Genomic DNA, 15178 nt, shown 5'->3' on the forward strand with positions numbered 1-15178 from the left:
CTTAGGCCGCGTCGCCGTCCGGCGAAAGGCGTCAGGCCGGAAGGGCGAGACCCTGCGGCGCCGACGCGTTGATGTTCAACCACAGCAGCCGTTTCGGATCGACCGGCCCGGCCAGTTTCACGTCCGGTGCGACCTCGAACCCGAAACGCGAGAAATAGGACAGGTCGCCGACCAGCAGCACACCCGCGACGCCCAGGCTCTGCGCCTGAGCCATACAGGCCCCGACCAGATCGGCCCCCAGACCCCTGTCCCGCGCCTCTGCGGCCACCGCGATGGGCCCGAGGAAGACTGCGTCCACACCGCCGACCCTGATCGCCCACAGGCGCACGGACCCGACCAGCCGCCCGTCCTCACGCGCGACATAGCCGGCCGCCAGCCTGGCCCTCTCACGAATGCGCTCCGCCGTCTTGGCGAACCGACCCGGCCCGAAGGCCTCCAGCACAAGCCGATCGACCTCGCCGACGTCGGCGGGGATTTCCGGAACGATCCGGAGCACGGAAACGGTGGCGAGGGACGCGGACATGGCGCGGGCACCTAGGCCCAATGGCCCGACGGTTCAACCTTGGACCCGTGACGGGACGCCGTTCAGCCGACCTTTGAAAAGTCCGGCGCGCGCTTCTGGCTGAAAGCCATGAAGGCCTCCATCGCCTCCGGGCTCGACATCTGGGAGCCGAAGGCCTCGCCTTCGCGCAGCATCAGCGACCAAAGCGCCCCGGCGTCCCGCATCAGTTGCTTGGTCTTGCGGATCGAGTTCGGGGCCCGGGTGGCCAGCTTGGCCGCGAGGCCAGAAGCGACCGCATCCACCTCGGCGGCGGGCACCGCGCGGCTGGCGATGCCCCAGGCCACGGCCGTGCGTCCGTCGATGGGCTCGCCAAGGGCGAACATCTCGAACGCCCGCTGATGGCCGATGACCATCGGAAGCAGCAGGGATGACGCGGCTTCGGGAGCCAGGGCCAGGTTGATAAAGGGCACCGACAGCAGGGCATCCTCGGCCACCACCACCATGTCGCAATGCAGCAGCAGCGTCAGGCCGATCCCCACGGCCCGGCCCCGCACGGCCGCCACCGCCGGCTTGTCCAGCTCGGCCAGGGCCTTGAGGAAATGAAACACCGGCGCATCGACCACCTGACCGCCGCCGGACGAGCCGATGGCGATGAAGTCGGCGATGTCGTTGCCGGCCGAGAAACTGTCGCCCTCGGCCCGGAACAGCAGCACCCGGACGGCATCGTCGCTGCGCGCCCGCTGGGTCGCCTCAGCCAGGGCGGCGTACATCGCCTGGGTGATGGCGTTCTTCTTTTCCGGCCGGTTCAGGGTGACGGTCAGCACGCCGTCGGCGAACGTGGTCTGGATCAGGTCGCTCATTCTTCAGGCTCCGTTTCGAGAGTGGTCCACCAGTCGACGCCATCTGCATCGCGCGCGCGCCGGGCCTTGCCCTGCGCTTCCAGGTGATTCAGATGCGCGATTGCCTCGCCCGTCGCCATGCCCAGCAGGCCGTCGCCGACCGGGCGCGCGAACAGGGATGGGAAGACGTCGATGGCTCGGCTCGGCGTCCGCAGCGTCCGCGCCAGCCGCTTCAGCGAGACGGCATGCCCCCGCTTCAGGGCTTCGATGCGCGGCAGGACGCCGGTGAAGGGCTCGCCATGGCCGGGCAGCACCAACGTCTCGGCAGGCAGCAGGTCGCCCAGTCGATCCAGCGAGCGCAACCAGTCGGCCAGCGGATCGGCCAGCGGCTCCGTCGGCCAGACCGAGATGTTGGACGAAATGCGCGGCAGGATCTGGTCTCCCGCGATGAACACCCCGTCCGACCTGCGCCAGAGGCAGACGTGCTCGGGGCTGTGGCCGTTGCCGACGACGATCGACCAGTCCTGACCGCCGATCGACAGGATGTCGCCGGCGCTCAGCCGCCGATAGCCCGCAGGCAGGGGCGCGACCCCCTTGGAGAACATGCCGTAGGTCTGCCGGTAACGCTCCAGCCGTTCCTCGGCCCAACCCGCCGCGCGAAAGAACCGGACGCCGTCCTCGGGTGCCGGACCCGTGTCGGAGGCCAGCATCCGGCCGGTGATGTATTCCAGCTGCGACATCAACAGGGGCGCATCGAACCGTTCGCACAGCCAGCCCGCCAGGCCGATATGGTCCGGGTGCATGTGGGTGCAGACGACGCGCGTGACCGGCCGGCCTCCAAGCGGACCTGTCAGCGCCGCCTCCCACGCCTCAACGCTGTCCGGCGTCTGCAGTCCGGTATCGACGATCACCCAGCCGTCGCCATCCTCGATCGCATAGACATTGATGTGATTCAGCGCCATCGGCAAGGGCAGGCGCATCCACAGGACGCCCGGTGCGGCCTCGGCAGCCTCGCCGGGCGTCGGCGGATCGCCCAGCGGATAGGCGAGGCCGCGCAGACCGGGCGCGCCGGTCGCGGTCTCGCCTTCGCTTGTGATGACGCCGTCGGCCAAGTCCGTCTCCAATCGCAACGCGCCCACCATTGCCAGAGCCGACCATGTTCGTCCAGCACGCTACCGGTTCGCCGCATCCCTGCCGCAACTCGGTCTTGACCTCGTCCCGGCACCCCGCCAAGGCTCTGCCCACAGGGAAATGCGGTCCAGGAGCCAGTTCGTGTTCAAATCCTCCATCCTCGCGGCGCTCGGCGCGGCGGTCATGCTCACCGGGCTCGCGCCCATGACGGCCAGCGCGCAGGCGACGGGAAGCAGCATTCCCGGGGCTACGACCGGCGCGCAATCTTCAGTCGACGGCGCGGCCGGCGAGACAACCGAGCAGAATGCCCGTCAGCGGCGCGAAGCCCGCAACCGCGCCAATCCGCCGCCCCCCACCCCGGCCGAAAACCTGGCCGCAGCCCAGGCTCTTGCCACGGCGACCAGCACGCCGTGTCAGATGACGTCGGCCGAGCTGCGCGGCGTTACCCCTGCCAATGAAAAACTCTATGAGGCTGTCTGCGCTACCGGACCGGGCTTCATCTTCGTCTCATCCACGCCGCCGGTCGCTGCCGACTGCGTGCTGCTGGCCGGTCAGGCCGAGATCGAACGCGCGCGAGACCCCGCTGCCGATGTCGGTACCCAGTGCGTCAATCCGGTGAACCTGGACATCCTGCGTGTGGTCAGTGCCTATGCGGCGGAGGCGGGCGTGGCCTGCACGCCGGATCAGGGCAGCTCGATCGGCCGTTCGAGCACCGGCAATCTGATCTATGAAGTCGGCTGCAACGGTGCCGACGGCTACTGGCTGGAACGGACGCCCGAGGGCTGGAAGAAAACGGAATGCCTTGAGGTCGTGGGTCAGAACGGTCGCTGCCGTTTCTCAACCGCTGCCGAACAGGTCGCAACGCTGAAGGGTCGATTCGCCAACGACGCGGATGCCGCAGCCTGCGATCCAACGGAAGCCCGCTATATGGGGGCCAATGCCAACGGCAGCTTCTACGAAGCCAAATGCGGTGCCGGTAACGGCATCATCGTGCGGTTCGACAATGCCTATGCAGTGCAGCAGGTCTATCCCTGCGAGACCGCCCAGCGCATCGGCGGCGGCTGCAAGCTGACGGTTGTGCCCGAGGCTCCGGCCGCCACCACCCCGCAGTGATGTTTCTTCCCCGGGCAGCGCGCAGCCCTTGCCCGGGCCTCCATGTTCCGCCCGGCTGGCGCGCGGCGCTTGCCGGGCGGGGCGACCCTGCCTAGGCTCGCGGCGATGCGCATCGCCACCTGGAACGTGAACTCCGTCAACGCCCGCCTCCCGACCGTGCTGGAATGGCTGGAGGCGGCGAAGCCCGACGTGGTCTGCTTCCAGGAGATCAAGACCGTCGACGACAAGTTCCCGCGCGAGGCCTTCGAGAGCCTCGGCTACAATGTCGAGGTCCACGGCCAGAAGTCCTACAACGGCGTCGCGCTGCTCTCGAAACATCCGGTCTCGGACGTCCGGCGCGGCCTGCCCGGCTCGGACGGGCTGGCCGAAGGCGCAGAGGACCAGGCCCGCTATATCGAGGCATTGATCGAGGCCCCCCGTCCGGTCCGCGTCGGCGGCCTGTATCTGCCCAACGGCAATCCGGTCGGCACCGAAAAGTTTGACTACAAGCTGCGATGGGTGGCCCGTCTGAACGCCCACGCGCGCGATCTGCTGAGCCAGGAAGAGGCCTTCACCCTGTGTGGCGACTACAACGTCATCCCCACGCCCGATGACGCGAAGAACCCGGCCGCCTGGACGACCGACGCCCTGTTCCAGCCCGAGAGCCGCGCCGCCTTCCGCGCACTGAAGGGCCTGGGTCTCTACGAGGCCGGGGAGCTCGGCCACCAGCCGCCCGGCAGCTGGACCTTCTGGGACTATCAGGCCGGGGCCTGGCAGCGCGATCACGGCATCCGCATCGACTTCCACCTTCTGTCGCCCCAGGCCGCCGACCGGTTCGTCGGCGTCGAGACCCACCGCGACGCCCGCGACATGGACAAGCCGTCCGACCACGTCCCGGTCGTCATCGAACTGGCCGACTGATGGGCGAGGCCCTGGATGGCTGAGGCCCTGCGCGTCATTCTGCTGGTCGCGCTCGCCGCCGCCGCCCTGACCACGGCCGCCCTGACGCTGAACTGGTGGATGGAACCCGAGCGTCGCCTGCGTCGCGCCATGCTGAAATCCCTGGGGGCCCTGCCCGAGGTCGAGGCGATTTCCGCGAGCGAAGGCCGGGGTGCCGGCCTGGATTTCGACGGCGGACAGGTCGCGGTCCTGTGGGATCGCGGCGCCCACGGCCTCGTTTATGCCTTCGATGAGGTGGAGGGCGGCGAGCTGATCGTCGACGGCCATGTCGTTGCCCGCGTCCGGCGCGGCGAGGCGCGAAAGGCCCTGGACGTCATGGCCCCCGATGCCGAACAGGTCACGCTCCGCCTTCTGTTTGAAGACGCCCGCTATCCCGAGTTCGAACTGGCCCTGTGGAACGCCATGTCGCCCGGCCACACCGGGTCCCCGCGCGAGGCCATGCGCCTCGGCCGCCGCTGGCTGTCGCATCTCGAAGCGCTGTTGAAATAGGCCTTCGGGGTTCCCCCTTGCGAGGGGAAGGACTAAACCCCGCCATCCTGTTTCGTGTATTTCCCGAGGAGCCCGCCGTGGCCCGCCTGTTCGACGCCTATGTCATTGCCGACTGGACCGCTGCCGAGGGCAAGAAGCTGGGCGAGAACTCGGTCTGGATCGGCGTGGCCAAGCGCGACGTGCGCTTCCGCCTCTATACCGAGACCCACAACGTCGCGACGCGGGCCGAGGGAGAGGCGCTGATCCGTTCGATCCTGGCCGACCACGCCCGGCGTGGCGACCGTGTCCTGCTGGGCTTCGACTTCTCGTTCGGCTACCCGGCCGGGACCGCCGCGCGCCTCGGTCTGAAGGACACGCCCGCATGGTCTGCCCTGTGGAAGTTCGTGGCCTCCAACATCGTCGACAAGGACGACAACACCAACAACCGCTACCAGATCGCCGCCAAGATGAACCGGCTGATGACGGACGCGGCCTGGCCCTTCTGGGGCGCGCCGGCCAAGCAGGCCCAGCGCTGGCTGACCACGACCAAGCCCCCCGCCGGCTCCGGCGCGGACATCCCCGAGTACCGGGCCACCGAACTGGCCATCAAGGGCGGCAAGCTGCAGCCGAAGTCGAACTGGCAGATGCACGGGGCGGGGGCCGTCGGCGGCCAGACCCTGGTCGGCATCCCCATGGTGCGGCGCCTGCTGGAGAGCCTCGGGGCCTCCGCCGCCGTCTGGCCCTTCGGCACCGGCTGGCGCGCGCTGGATACGGCCGACCTCGAACCGCTGTCGGTGCTCGTCGCCGAGGTCTGGCCCTCGATGTGGCCCACCACCGTCGCTGCCGGAGAGTTCAAGGATCAGGCCCAGGTCCGAACGACGGCCGAGGCCCTGGCCTTGCTGGACGAGCGCGGCGACCTGTCCATGGCCTTCGGCCCGAAGAAGGGCACCAACGAGGCCCTGGTGGCGCAGGTGCAGGACGAGGAGGGCTGGATTCTGGGGGTCTAATGACCTTAAGGTCCGGCCATGCGTGCCGCCTGCGCCATCCTTTTCGCCGCCACCGCCCTGCTGGGTGGATGCGCCAGCACATCATCCTTCAGCGTGCGATCGGAGACCGAGGCGCGGACCGGAGCCTGCGAACAACGCACGGCGGAGGTCTTCGCCATCAGCGGCAAGATTGACGCCGAATTGGCCGAGTGCGTGCGCCAGACCTTCGCAGAAACGACGCGAGAGCTGGTTTTGGACACGGAGGGCGGCAGCGTCGAGGCGGCGCTCGACATCGCCGAAATTCTGGAGGGCCGGGGTCTGACCATGCGGGTCGAGTGGCAATGCAACTCCTCCTGCGCCAACTACTTTCTGCCTCTGGCCCGGCGGATCGAGTTCTCGCCCCGGGCCATGGTGCTGCTCCACGGCAGCATTGATCCCTGGACCCTTGACCGCTTCCGTTCGCGCAAGTCGGAATTCATGACCCTGCAGGCCCGGATTGGCCGAAGCACCGAAGAGGCCGAGGTCGCCTTTGCCGGCATACTGGCCAGAACAGAGACCACTGCGACACGTCAGGCGGAATTCGCGCGGCGGCATAACGTGGCACCCGGCTGGCTGCTGTACCGGACCCCCGGTTCGGACGATGTCGCGGGACTTGACCACGAACCCAGCCTGTCGCGCGCCATTCTGGTCGAGGAGCCCATGATGCGCTCCTGCCTGCCCGGGGTGGAAATCGCGCCCTACCAGGCGGCACTGGAGAGACGATGGCTCCGATCTTACAGGCGACTCGGGCTGCTATGGGACCGCATCGCCCCAAGCGGCCGGACGGTCTGTCGCCTCCCCTGAGTCAATCTGTTTAAGGTCTTGAGGGTTCGCGCCTGCGGGATCGTCAACGAGGAAACGGCCACGCCGTCGAAGGCCGGGCCTACCCGATCAACGCCCTCGCCGCCGCCCTCGCCTCTTCCGTAATCACGGCCCCCGCCAGCATCCGCGCGATCTCCTCGCGGCGCGCATCGTCGTTCAGGGCGTCCACCGTCGTGGTGGTCGCGCCGTTCGCATCGGCCTTGCGCACTTTCCAGTGCGCGTGGCCGCGGGCCGCGACCTGGGGACTGTGGGTCACGACCAGGACCTGGGCCCCGGTCGACAGGCGTTTCAGCCTCTGGCCCACAGCCTCGGCCACGGCCCCGCCGACGCCCTGATCGACCTCGTCGAAGATCATCACCGGCTGGCGCTGGTCCTCGCGTCCCGCCAGAGCGGCCTTCATGGCCAGGGCGAAGCGCGCCAGCTCCCCGCCCGAGGCGATGGCGTCCAGCGGGCCGAACGGCGTTCCGGCATTGGTCGCGATCTCGAACCGCGCCGTCTCCACGCCCAGCGGACCGCGCCGCCCCTCGGCCACAGGCTCCAGCGCCACCCGGAACCGCGCGCGGTCCAGCTTCAGCGGACCCAGTTCCTCCATCACCGCCCTGGCCAGCCGGTCGGCGGCGGCCTCGCGGCCCGAACTCAACAGCGACGCGGCCACATCGTAATGCTCGCGAGCCACCGCCGCGTCGCGCGCCGCAGCGGTCATCGCCTCGGCCCCGTCCTCGATCAGGCGCAGTTGCTCGCGCAGCGACATGCGCAGGGCCGGCAGGGCGTGGACGGTGGTGTTCAGCTTTCTGGCCGCCGCGCGCAGGGCGAACAGCCGCTCCTCGGCCTTGTCCAGACGGCCCGGCTCGAAGTCGAAGGCATGGGCGGCGGCGTCGACCTCGGCAATGGCCTCGGCCGCCTCGACCATGGTCCGGTCGATGGCCTCGGCGGCACGGGTCAGGCGGACCAGCACGGGATGATCGGCCTCGACCCCGGCCTGGGTCGCGCGCTGGCGGGCGTGTTCGACGGCTCGCAGAGCGGCCGACAGCTTCTGGCTCAGCTTGTCGCCACCGAGGTTGGTCCGGGCGTCGGCCAGATCGGCCACGGCCTTTTCCGCCGCGCCCAGCACCGCCCGCTCGCCCGCCAGTTCGGTCTCCTCGTCCGCACGCGGGTCGAGGTCGTCGAGATCGGCCAGGTTCAGCGTGATCTCTTCGGCCCGCGCGGCCGCGTCGGCCGCGGCGGCGCGCAGCCCCTCCAGTCTCGCCTCCGCCGCCTTCAGACGATCGGACGCCGCCGCGACGCCCGACAGCTGTGGGGCCAGGCCACCGTAGGCATCGAGCAGGCCGCGATGCGTCTTCCAGTCCAGCAGACCGACGGTTTCGTGCTGGCCATGCACCTCCACCAGCCGCGCGCCGATCTCGCGCTGGGCGGCCACGCCGGCCGGCTGATCGTTGACATAGGCCCGGCTGCGCCCGTCAGCAGACAGCACCCGACGCAGGATCAGGTCCTCGCCCGGCGTCACATCGAACCCCTTGTCCTGGATCAGGGCGATCAGCTCGGCATCGTCCGGCGCGGTGAAGATGGCGGTGGCCACGGCCTGTTTCGCGCCGGCCCGCACCAGCCCCGCTTCCCCTCGCCCGCCGAGCGCCAGGCCCAGCGCGTCGAGGATGATCGACTTGCCCGCGCCCGTTTCGCCGGTCAGCACGGTCAGCCCGCCCTCGACCTCCAGATCGAGAACGTCGACCAGCACGACGTCGCGGATCGACAGACGGGTCAGCATGGGGCGAAACGATTCGGCATCGCGGACAGTCTAGCCCAGAACAGGAAGCGAACGGTCAGCCCGGAATAATCCGCTGCAACCAGTTTTCGCGCGGTGCCGTCGGTGCCGTGCCAGGCTGCTCGCCCTGTTCGGTCAGAAGGGCGTAAGCCTCCGCATACCAGGGGCTGCCGGGGTAGTTGTAGCCGAGGACCGAACCATTCCGCTCCGCCTCGTCCTTGAGGCCCAGGCTCAGATAGACCTCGACGAGCCGATACAGGGCCTCGGGCGTGTGCGACGTGCGCTGATAGGCTTCGTTGTCGATGACCGCCTTGTAGCGACCGATCGCGGCCAGCGGCTGGTTGGCGCGCTGGTAGTAGCGGCCGATCGACATCTCCTTGCCGGCCAGCTGGTCGTTGACCATGTCGATCTTGACCGTCGCGTCCGTGGCATAGGACGAGCCGGGATAGCGGCGCGCGACGTCCCTCAGACCCTCCAGTGCCTGCCGGGCCTGATCCTGGTCGCGGCCCACATCAACGATCTGCTCGAAATGGCAGGTGGCGCGCATGTAGAAGGCATAGGCGGCCGACGGACTGCCCGGGAACAAGGCGATGAACCGGTCCGCAGCCGCGATCGATTCCTCATAGTTGCCGTTCTGATACTGGGCGTAGACCTGCATCAGGATCGCCCGGCGCGACCATTCCGAATACGGGTGCTGGCGCTCGACTTCCTGGAAATAATCGACCGCGTCCGACCAGCGGTGCGACTGAAGGCGCTGATAGCCGGTGTTGTAGAGCAGCTCGACCGGCCGCTCCTCATAGGCCAGCCGAGGCCGATTGGCTCCGCCGTTACAGGAGGCGAGCGTCAGTGTGACCGCTGCGGCCATCAAGATCAGGCCGCCGCGTCGCAGGGCGGACGAAGACCGGGAGAAAGTCGGCAAGACAAACCTCATCACACGTCACCCGAACGACCGATCTGGTCAGCCGGAATCCAAGACCGCGTTCCCTATCACCCCCCGGCGCGGCGCGCCATCATGCCAGGAACACGATGACCGCTTGCTACGGCCCGGTGCGCTGCTAAAGAGCGCGCGAGACGGAACGCGCTTCATTGGCGGTCCGATGACGGCGAAAGGATGACCGGATGAAGCTGCTCGCTGGCAACTCGAACCGGACCCTGTCCCAGGCCATCGCCGATCACCTCGACATGCCCCTGACCAAGGCCCAGGTGAAGCGGTTCGCTGACAACGAGGTCTTCGCCGTCATAGAGGAAAATGTGCGCGGCGAGGATGTCTTCGTCATCCAGTCGACCTCCTATCCGGCCAACGACAACCTGATGGAGCTGCTGATCTGCATCGACGCCCTGGTCCGGGCTTCGGCGCGACGGATCACGGCGGTCATGCCCTATTTCGGCTATGCGCGTCAGGACCGCAAAACGGGCGGCCGCACGCCGATCTCGGCCAAGCTGGTCGCCAATATGATCACGCGCGCCGGAGCCGACCGTGTCCTGACCATGGACCTGCACGCCGGCCAGATTCAGGGCTTCTTCGACATTCCGACCGACAATCTGGTGGCCACGCCGGTCCTGGCCCAGGACGTGAAGGATCACTACCAGCGCGGCAATCTGATGATCGTCTCGCCCGACGTCGGCGGCGTGGTGCGCGCCCGGTCGCTGGCCGAACGCCTCAATGTCGATCTCGCCATCGTCGACAAGCGCCGCCCCCGGGCGGGCGAAAGCGAGGTCATGAACATCATCGGCGACGTTTCGGGGCGCGAATGCATCCTGTTCGACGACATCGTCGATTCGGGCGGCACTCTGGTGAATGCCGCCAAGGCCCTGATGGAGGCCGGGGCGACCTCCGTCTCGGCCTACATCAGCCACGGCGTCCTGTCCGGCCCGGCCGTCCAGCGCGTGACGGACGGTCCGCTGAAGGAACTGGTCATCACCGATTCGATCGAACAGCCGTTCGAGGTGACCAGCTGCGCCAAGATCCGTACCGTTCCGGTCGCCCCCCTGATCGGCGAGGCCATCCGTCGGATTGCCAACGAGGAATCGGTGTCGAAACTGTTCGACTGAGGCGACCCTGCCTCAATACTGCCGGGAGCCTGCTGTTGGAATCGGGCCGGGGAAGCTGCGGAGGATCATCATGACACTGTTTTCGGGCCGCAGGGCATCGGCCCTGACGGCACTTCTGATCGCCGCGACCCTTGCGTCCTGCGCGTCGAACAAGGCTGCCGAGGAGGCCGAGGCGCAGCGGGTCGCAGCCGAGCTGGCCGCCGCCGCCGCCCTGGCCGCCCGGCCCAAACCCATCGCGCTGAACGACAGCGTGATCCAGTCCGCCGCCATCTATCTGGGTTTCACCCGCGACATGGCGACCCTGCGCGGCGGCTTTGAGAGCCCCGAGGCCATTCTGGCCGCCATGCAGCGGGGTGCCGCCTATCAGCCGGACCAGATCTCGCGCGGCCTGGTGGCCTACGCCTCGATCCTGGCGCTGCAGTCGCCCGAGTTCGTCACCGGCGTGCGCCAGTACGGTATGGATCGCGAGACCCGCAATCAGACGGTCGCCCGGATCGTCGCCGATCCCACCTATGCCTCGACCCTGGCTGGAGCCGATTCCGCCGCGGGGTTAATCATGGGGGTCCTCGACGCCGACATCGCCGCGCTGCGGGTCGCCGCCGACTCCATCGAGAACGATGCCTATGCCATCCAGGCCGATGGCCGGGCCTCGTGGGCCCGCCAGGCTGTGCCGGATCGCGAGGCGCGCATTCAGGGCGTCAAGGATCTGTCGGCGCGCCGCATGGTGGCCAATGCCGAGGATGCGGCCCGGCTTTCGGCTGCGGCCTATTCGGGCTCCGGCCTCGGGGTCTCGACCCCGCGCCTGCGCCAGCCGCCCTATCCCCCTGCGGTGTCCAGCGCCCTGGCCATCGCGGCCCTCGCAGTACTGGATGGGGCGGGCGAGAACGCCGTCTCCAATACCGACGCCCTGCAGTACGACCTGGCCAGCCAGGACTGTTTCGCCAGTTCCAAGCTGAACCTGTTCCAGTGCCTGGCGGCGTCGCGACCGAGCTATGAGGTGGAATTCTGCCTCGGCCGCCACGTCGTGCGCGACCTGGCCACCTGTGCGAGCGGCACCAGCCAGCCGGCCGGCCGGATCACCGTGGACTCGCCCGTCCAGACCCGTGTGGAGTCCCGGACGCCGGTCATCCGCACCGAACCGCTGCCGCCATCGACGGCCCCGGGGTCCTCGTCCGCACCGGAAACGCCGGCGACCGTGTCGCCCGTAGCTCCGTCGATCACGCCGAACCCGCCGCTCGCCCAGGGCGCGAACCAGACCCAGCGCTTGAACGCCACGCCCCCGGGGCCGCAACGCTGAACTCGCCCTGCGGGATTAACGATCGGAAAACCCTCGACAACGCGATATAGAAGGCTCGGCACCTGAAGGGTGCCTCAGTATCTGTATCCGGGGGATTATCCATGCGTCTGGTTCTTTCACGTCGCGCCCTGGCGATCGTGGTGGCCACCACCACAGCCGTCCTGGGGGCGTGCAGCACGCCAGCGCCCGAACCCGTCGCCGTCGTCGTGGAAGCGCCGCCCCCACCCCCTCCGGTGACCCTGAACGAGGGCGTGGCCCAGGCTGCCTCCATCTATGTGGCCTTCATTCGCGACGTCGGCACGATCCAGGCCGGCTTCCCCGACGCCGCCTCGATCCAGAACGCGATGCACAAGGGCGCGGCCTACGACCCCGCTACCCTGTCGCGGGGCATGATCGCCTATGGCTCGATCCTGGCGCTGCAGTCGCCCGAGTTCGTTGCCGGGGTTCGCACCTATGCCGTCGATCCCGCGGTCCGTGCCGACGTCGTCGCCAACATCATCCGCGACCCAGCCTATGCCGCCGGCCTGCCGGGTGCCGATGTCGCCGCCGGCCTGATCATCGCCACCCTGGGCCAGGACATCGCCACCCTGACCACCATCGCGGATGCCGTCGAGGGCGATGCCTATACCATCCAGGAGCGCAACGATCCCCGCCGCCGCTGGGCCGTCGTGCCGATCCCCGACCGCGCCGTCCGGCTGGAAACCGCCAAGACCATCTCGGCGGGCCAGATGCTGCCCTCGGCCGAGGACTCCGCGCGCCTGTTCGCGGCCGCCAACAGCGGTTCGGGCCTGAACCTGGCACCGGCCACCCATGCCGCGCCCTATACCCCTGCGGTCGTGCACGCCCTGGCCATCGCCGCCCTTGCTGCGCTGGGGGCCGCTGGCGACGATGCGCGCGCCAACACCGAAGCCCTGTCGATCGAGACCAACGCCCAGTTCTGCCTCGATATGTCCAAGCTGAACCTGTTCCAGTGCCTCGCCGCCTCGCGTCCCAGCTATGAGGATATGTTCTGCGTCGGACGCCACATCGTGCGCGACCTGGCAACCTGTACCGCCCAGGCGACAGTTCCGGTCGTGACGGCCGCCCCGGCCACGGCGACGGCATCCGTCACGCCGGTCGAAGGCGTCGCCCAGGAAGCCGCCACGGCCTCCATCGTCGCCACGCAACCTGCGACCAGGTAAGGCCGCGAACGCCCGCACGGCTTCCGCCCGCTGTCTGGGCGCGTTTCGTCTCGCGGACGCAGTTGCGCATACCGGCGCTTGCGTGTAATGACCCGCGCTCTTGAATTCGAGGGTCCATGACCCCGCCGCGCGGGCCGCAATGTCGGCGCAGGCGTTTTTGTTGTTGAGGCGAGCCAGATGGCCGAGATCATTCTGAACGTGGACGTCCGCGAGAACACCGGCACCGGCGGCGCGCGCGCGGCCCGTCGCTCGGGCGCGGTTCCGGGCATCCTGTACGGCGGCGGCAAGGCTCCCGTCGCCATCTCGGTCAACGAGAAGGACTTCCGCAAGAACCTGTACACCGGCAAGCTGCTGGGCCACCTCGTTACGCTGAAGTACGGCGACGAGAGCCAGCCGGTCATCGCCAAGGACGTGCAGTTCGACCCCGTGTCGGACCGTCCCCTGCACTTCGACCTGATGCGCGTCGACGAGAACCAGACCATCAAGATCGAAGTGCCGATCCACTTCATCAACGAAGACCAGTGCAAGGCCTTCCGTCAGGGCGGCACGCTCGAGATCGTCCGTCACTCGGTCGAGATCCGGGTCCCGGCCAATCACATCCCCGAAGACCTGGTCGTCGACCTGGCCGGCCACAAGCTGGGCGACACCCTGCGCTGGTCGGACGTCAAGGTGCCGTCCGACGTGGAAGCCACCATCGCCGACCGTGACTTCGTGATCGGCGCCATCAAGGTCTCGTCGGCCGCCGTCGCCGCCGACCAGATCGAGGACGCCATCGCCGAAGAGACCGCCGAGGCCGAAGCCGCCGCCACCGAACAGGGCGACGAAGGCGCCGCGGCCGAAGGCGAGAAGACCGAAGACTGATCCCACGGATCATCTCACGATCGCGGCCCCATCCGGTGACGGACGGGGCCGTTTTCGTATCAGGACAGCGCCATGCTCATCATCGCCGGCCTGGGCAATCCGGGCCCCAGGTACCAGAACAACCGCCACAACATCGGCTTCATGGCCGCCGACGAAATCGCACGCCGGTGGCGGTTCGGACCCGAGCGCGCCAAGTTCCAGTCGGTCATCCGCGAGGGCGAGGTCGAGGGCACGAGGGTGCTGCTGATGAAACCCCAGACCTTCATGAACAACTCGGGCAATGCCGTCGGAGAGGCCGCCCGCTTCTACAAGATCGCGCCTGCCGACGTGATCGTCTTCCACGACGAGATCGACCTGGCCCCCGGCCGGTTCCGCATGAAGAAGGGCGGCGGCGCGGCGGGCCAGAACGGTGTCCGCAGCCTGATCTCCCAACTGGGTCCCGACTTCCGCCGCGCGCGCATGGGCGTCGGCCACCCGGGCGAGCCGTCGATGGTCATGCCCCATGTCCTGGGGGACTTCCACAAGGCCGAGCAACCGTGGCTGGAGGCCCTGCTGAACGCCTGCGCCGACGCCCTGCCCTTCGCCCTGGCCGGCGATGACGAACGCTATCAGGGCGAGGTTCTGCGCCTGGCCCCCGCCCCCAAGTTCAGTCCCCGCCAGGCCGCCCAGGCGGCAAAGGGCGAATGATCAGCCTCCTCCCTGTCGCGTAGCGATGGGAGGGAACCCCGCACGCACTTCCTTTCCGGCCCGCCATCCGCTATCGCCAGGTCGTGACCCGTCCACAGGCTGAATCCTGGTCGATCGCCCGCTCGCTGGCCTTTCTGGCGGCGACGTTTGCCATCGTGTTCGGAAGCCTGCTGCCCTTTGCGGCCTATGCAGCTTCGACGCCGGGCCATCCGATGGTCATCTGCTCCACCGAGGGGCCGCAGACCATCTCGATCGGCGTGGACGGCCAGCAGGAGCCGAGCAAGGGCATGGCGGGCGTCAAATGCTCGGCCTGCGTCATGGCGGTCGTCGCCGACCTGCCGACACCGCCGGTGCTCCAGTCGGTCCGCGCCGCCACCTCCTATCCGGCGTCGCGCTTCGTTGCGCCCGGCCAGGCCGTGCCGCCCCCGGCCCGTGCCCCGCCCCGACCACCGTCGACCGCTCCACCCCAGACCTGATCGTACGCCCTTAAGCCCGCCCGCCG

Annotated in this window: 16 protein-coding genes; 11 read left to right on the plus strand and 5 right to left on the minus strand. The window is 68.6% G+C overall.

What is annotated here, in order from left to right; all coding sequences use genetic code 11:
• Positions 1 to 31: 31 nt before the first annotated feature.
• The 3 genes from O3139_RS12220 to O3139_RS12230 form a co-directional block, all read right to left on the minus strand.
• Entirely contained in the window at positions 32 to 523 is a 492-nt protein-coding gene (locus O3139_RS12220) for a GNAT family N-acetyltransferase (protein ID WP_269514331.1), read from the minus strand.
• A 62-nt stretch (positions 524 to 585) separates the two neighbouring features.
• Positions 586 to 1362, minus strand: coding sequence for an enoyl-CoA hydratase (locus O3139_RS12225; protein WP_269514332.1), 777 nt, complete (start codon positions 1360 to 1362; stop codon positions 586 to 588).
• Positions 1359 to 2453, minus strand: a complete 1095-nt coding sequence (locus O3139_RS12230; protein WP_269514333.1) for an MBL fold metallo-hydrolase — start codon at positions 2451 to 2453, stop codon at positions 1359 to 1361. Before O3139_RS12230 ends, O3139_RS12225 begins: the two co-directional genes overlap by 4 nt.
• A 160-nt stretch (positions 2454 to 2613) precedes the next feature.
• On the opposite strand from O3139_RS12230, the gene O3139_RS12235 reads away from it, so the two are divergent.
• The 5 genes from O3139_RS12235 to O3139_RS12255 all read left to right on the plus strand — a co-directional run bounded on the left by O3139_RS12235 (position 2614) and on the right by O3139_RS12255 (position 6821).
• A complete protein-coding gene (locus tag O3139_RS12235; RefSeq protein WP_269514334.1) occupies positions 2614 to 3585 on the plus strand; it encodes a hypothetical protein in 972 nt (323 codons plus the stop codon).
• A gap of 105 nt (positions 3586 to 3690) precedes the next feature.
• On the plus strand, positions 3691 to 4485 hold the full coding sequence (gene xth / locus O3139_RS12240) for an exodeoxyribonuclease III (protein ID WP_269514335.1): 795 nt from the start codon (positions 3691 to 3693) through the stop codon (positions 4483 to 4485).
• Between the two features lie 15 nt (positions 4486 to 4500).
• On the plus strand, positions 4501 to 5013 hold the full coding sequence (locus O3139_RS12245; RefSeq protein WP_269514336.1) for a hypothetical protein: 513 nt from the start codon (positions 4501 to 4503) through the stop codon (positions 5011 to 5013).
• A gap of 77 nt (positions 5014 to 5090) precedes the next feature.
• Positions 5091 to 5999, plus strand: coding sequence for a cobalamin biosynthesis protein CbiG (locus tag O3139_RS12250; protein WP_269514337.1), 909 nt, complete (start codon positions 5091 to 5093; stop codon positions 5997 to 5999).
• 18 nt (positions 6000 to 6017) lie between these two features.
• Positions 6018 to 6821, plus strand: coding sequence for a hypothetical protein (locus O3139_RS12255; RefSeq protein ID WP_269514338.1), 804 nt, complete (start codon positions 6018 to 6020; stop codon positions 6819 to 6821).
• Between the two features lie 79 nt (positions 6822 to 6900).
• Here O3139_RS12255 and recN read toward each other — a convergent pair whose 3' ends face one another.
• Together recN and O3139_RS12265 are read right to left on the minus strand one after the other, a co-directional pair.
• The gene (gene recN, locus O3139_RS12260; RefSeq protein ID WP_269514339.1) at positions 6901 to 8601 is read right to left on the minus strand and encodes a DNA repair protein RecN; all 1701 of its coding nucleotides are present in this window, start codon (positions 8599 to 8601) and stop codon (positions 6901 to 6903) included.
• Between the two features lie 55 nt (positions 8602 to 8656).
• A complete protein-coding gene (locus O3139_RS12265) occupies positions 8657 to 9529 on the minus strand; it encodes an outer membrane protein assembly factor BamD (protein WP_420022320.1) in 873 nt (290 codons plus the stop codon).
• A gap of 188 nt (positions 9530 to 9717) precedes the next feature.
• Here O3139_RS12265 and O3139_RS12270 point away from each other — a divergent pair, with 188 nt between their 5' ends.
• The 6 genes from O3139_RS12270 to O3139_RS12295 all read left to right on the plus strand — a co-directional run bounded on the left by O3139_RS12270 (position 9718) and on the right by O3139_RS12295 (position 15152).
• Positions 9718 to 10650, plus strand: a complete 933-nt coding sequence (locus O3139_RS12270) for a ribose-phosphate pyrophosphokinase (protein ID WP_269514341.1) — start codon at positions 9718 to 9720, stop codon at positions 10648 to 10650.
• A 70-nt stretch (positions 10651 to 10720) separates the two neighbouring features.
• On the plus strand, positions 10721 to 11947 hold the full coding sequence (locus tag O3139_RS12275; protein WP_269514342.1) for a hypothetical protein: 1227 nt from the start codon (positions 10721 to 10723) through the stop codon (positions 11945 to 11947).
• A 101-nt stretch (positions 11948 to 12048) separates the two neighbouring features.
• Positions 12049 to 13128, plus strand: a complete 1080-nt coding sequence (locus O3139_RS12280) for a hypothetical protein (protein WP_269514343.1) — start codon at positions 12049 to 12051, stop codon at positions 13126 to 13128.
• 177 nt (positions 13129 to 13305) lie between these two features.
• On the plus strand, positions 13306 to 13989 hold the full coding sequence (locus tag O3139_RS12285; protein WP_269514344.1) for a 50S ribosomal protein L25/general stress protein Ctc: 684 nt from the start codon (positions 13306 to 13308) through the stop codon (positions 13987 to 13989).
• A gap of 72 nt (positions 13990 to 14061) precedes the next feature.
• Positions 14062 to 14676 (plus strand): aminoacyl-tRNA hydrolase, encoded by a 615-nt coding sequence (gene pth / locus O3139_RS12290; RefSeq protein ID WP_269514345.1) that lies wholly within the window; start codon positions 14062 to 14064, stop codon positions 14674 to 14676.
• A gap of 83 nt (positions 14677 to 14759) precedes the next feature.
• Positions 14760 to 15152: a DUF2946 family protein gene (locus tag O3139_RS12295; protein WP_269514346.1), complete on the plus strand. Its 393-nt coding sequence runs from the start codon at positions 14760 to 14762 to the stop codon at positions 15150 to 15152.
• The last annotated feature ends 26 nt before the right edge of the window (positions 15153 to 15178 follow it).

The sequence above is a fragment of the Brevundimonas subvibrioides genome (assembly GCF_027271155.1).
In the GTDB taxonomy this organism is placed as follows: Bacteria; Pseudomonadota; Alphaproteobacteria; order Caulobacterales; family Caulobacteraceae; genus Brevundimonas; species Brevundimonas subvibrioides_D.

Bases quoted from the DNA above. Each gene is read 5' to 3' on its own strand.
- O3139_RS12220 (WP_269514331.1), bottom strand. From the start codon at position 523: ATGTCCGCGTCCCTCGCCACCGTTTCCGTGCTCCGGATCGTTCCGGAA.
- O3139_RS12225 (WP_269514332.1), bottom strand. From the start codon at position 1,362: ATGAGCGACCTGATCCAGACCACGTTCGCCGACGGCGTGCTGACCGTC.
- xth (WP_269514335.1), top strand. From the start codon at position 3,691: ATGCGCATCGCCACCTGGAACGTGAACTCCGTCAACGCCCGCCTCCCG.
- O3139_RS12245 (WP_269514336.1), top strand. From the start codon at position 4,501: ATGGCTGAGGCCCTGCGCGTCATTCTGCTGGTCGCGCTCGCCGCCGCC.
- O3139_RS12255 (WP_269514338.1), top strand. From the start codon at position 6,018: ATGCGTGCCGCCTGCGCCATCCTTTTCGCCGCCACCGCCCTGCTGGGT.
- recN (WP_269514339.1), bottom strand. From the start codon at position 8,601: ATGCTGACCCGTCTGTCGATCCGCGACGTCGTGCTGGTCGACGTTCTC.
- O3139_RS12265 (WP_420022320.1), bottom strand. From the start codon at position 9,529: ATGAGGTTTGTCTTGCCGACTTTCTCCCGGTCTTCGTCCGCCCTGCGA.
- O3139_RS12270 (WP_269514341.1), top strand. From the start codon at position 9,718: ATGAAGCTGCTCGCTGGCAACTCGAACCGGACCCTGTCCCAGGCCATC.
- O3139_RS12275 (WP_269514342.1), top strand. From the start codon at position 10,721: ATGACACTGTTTTCGGGCCGCAGGGCATCGGCCCTGACGGCACTTCTG.
- O3139_RS12280 (WP_269514343.1), top strand. From the start codon at position 12,049: ATGCGTCTGGTTCTTTCACGTCGCGCCCTGGCGATCGTGGTGGCCACC.
- O3139_RS12285 (WP_269514344.1), top strand. From the start codon at position 13,306: ATGGCCGAGATCATTCTGAACGTGGACGTCCGCGAGAACACCGGCACC.
- pth (WP_269514345.1), top strand. From the start codon at position 14,062: ATGCTCATCATCGCCGGCCTGGGCAATCCGGGCCCCAGGTACCAGAAC.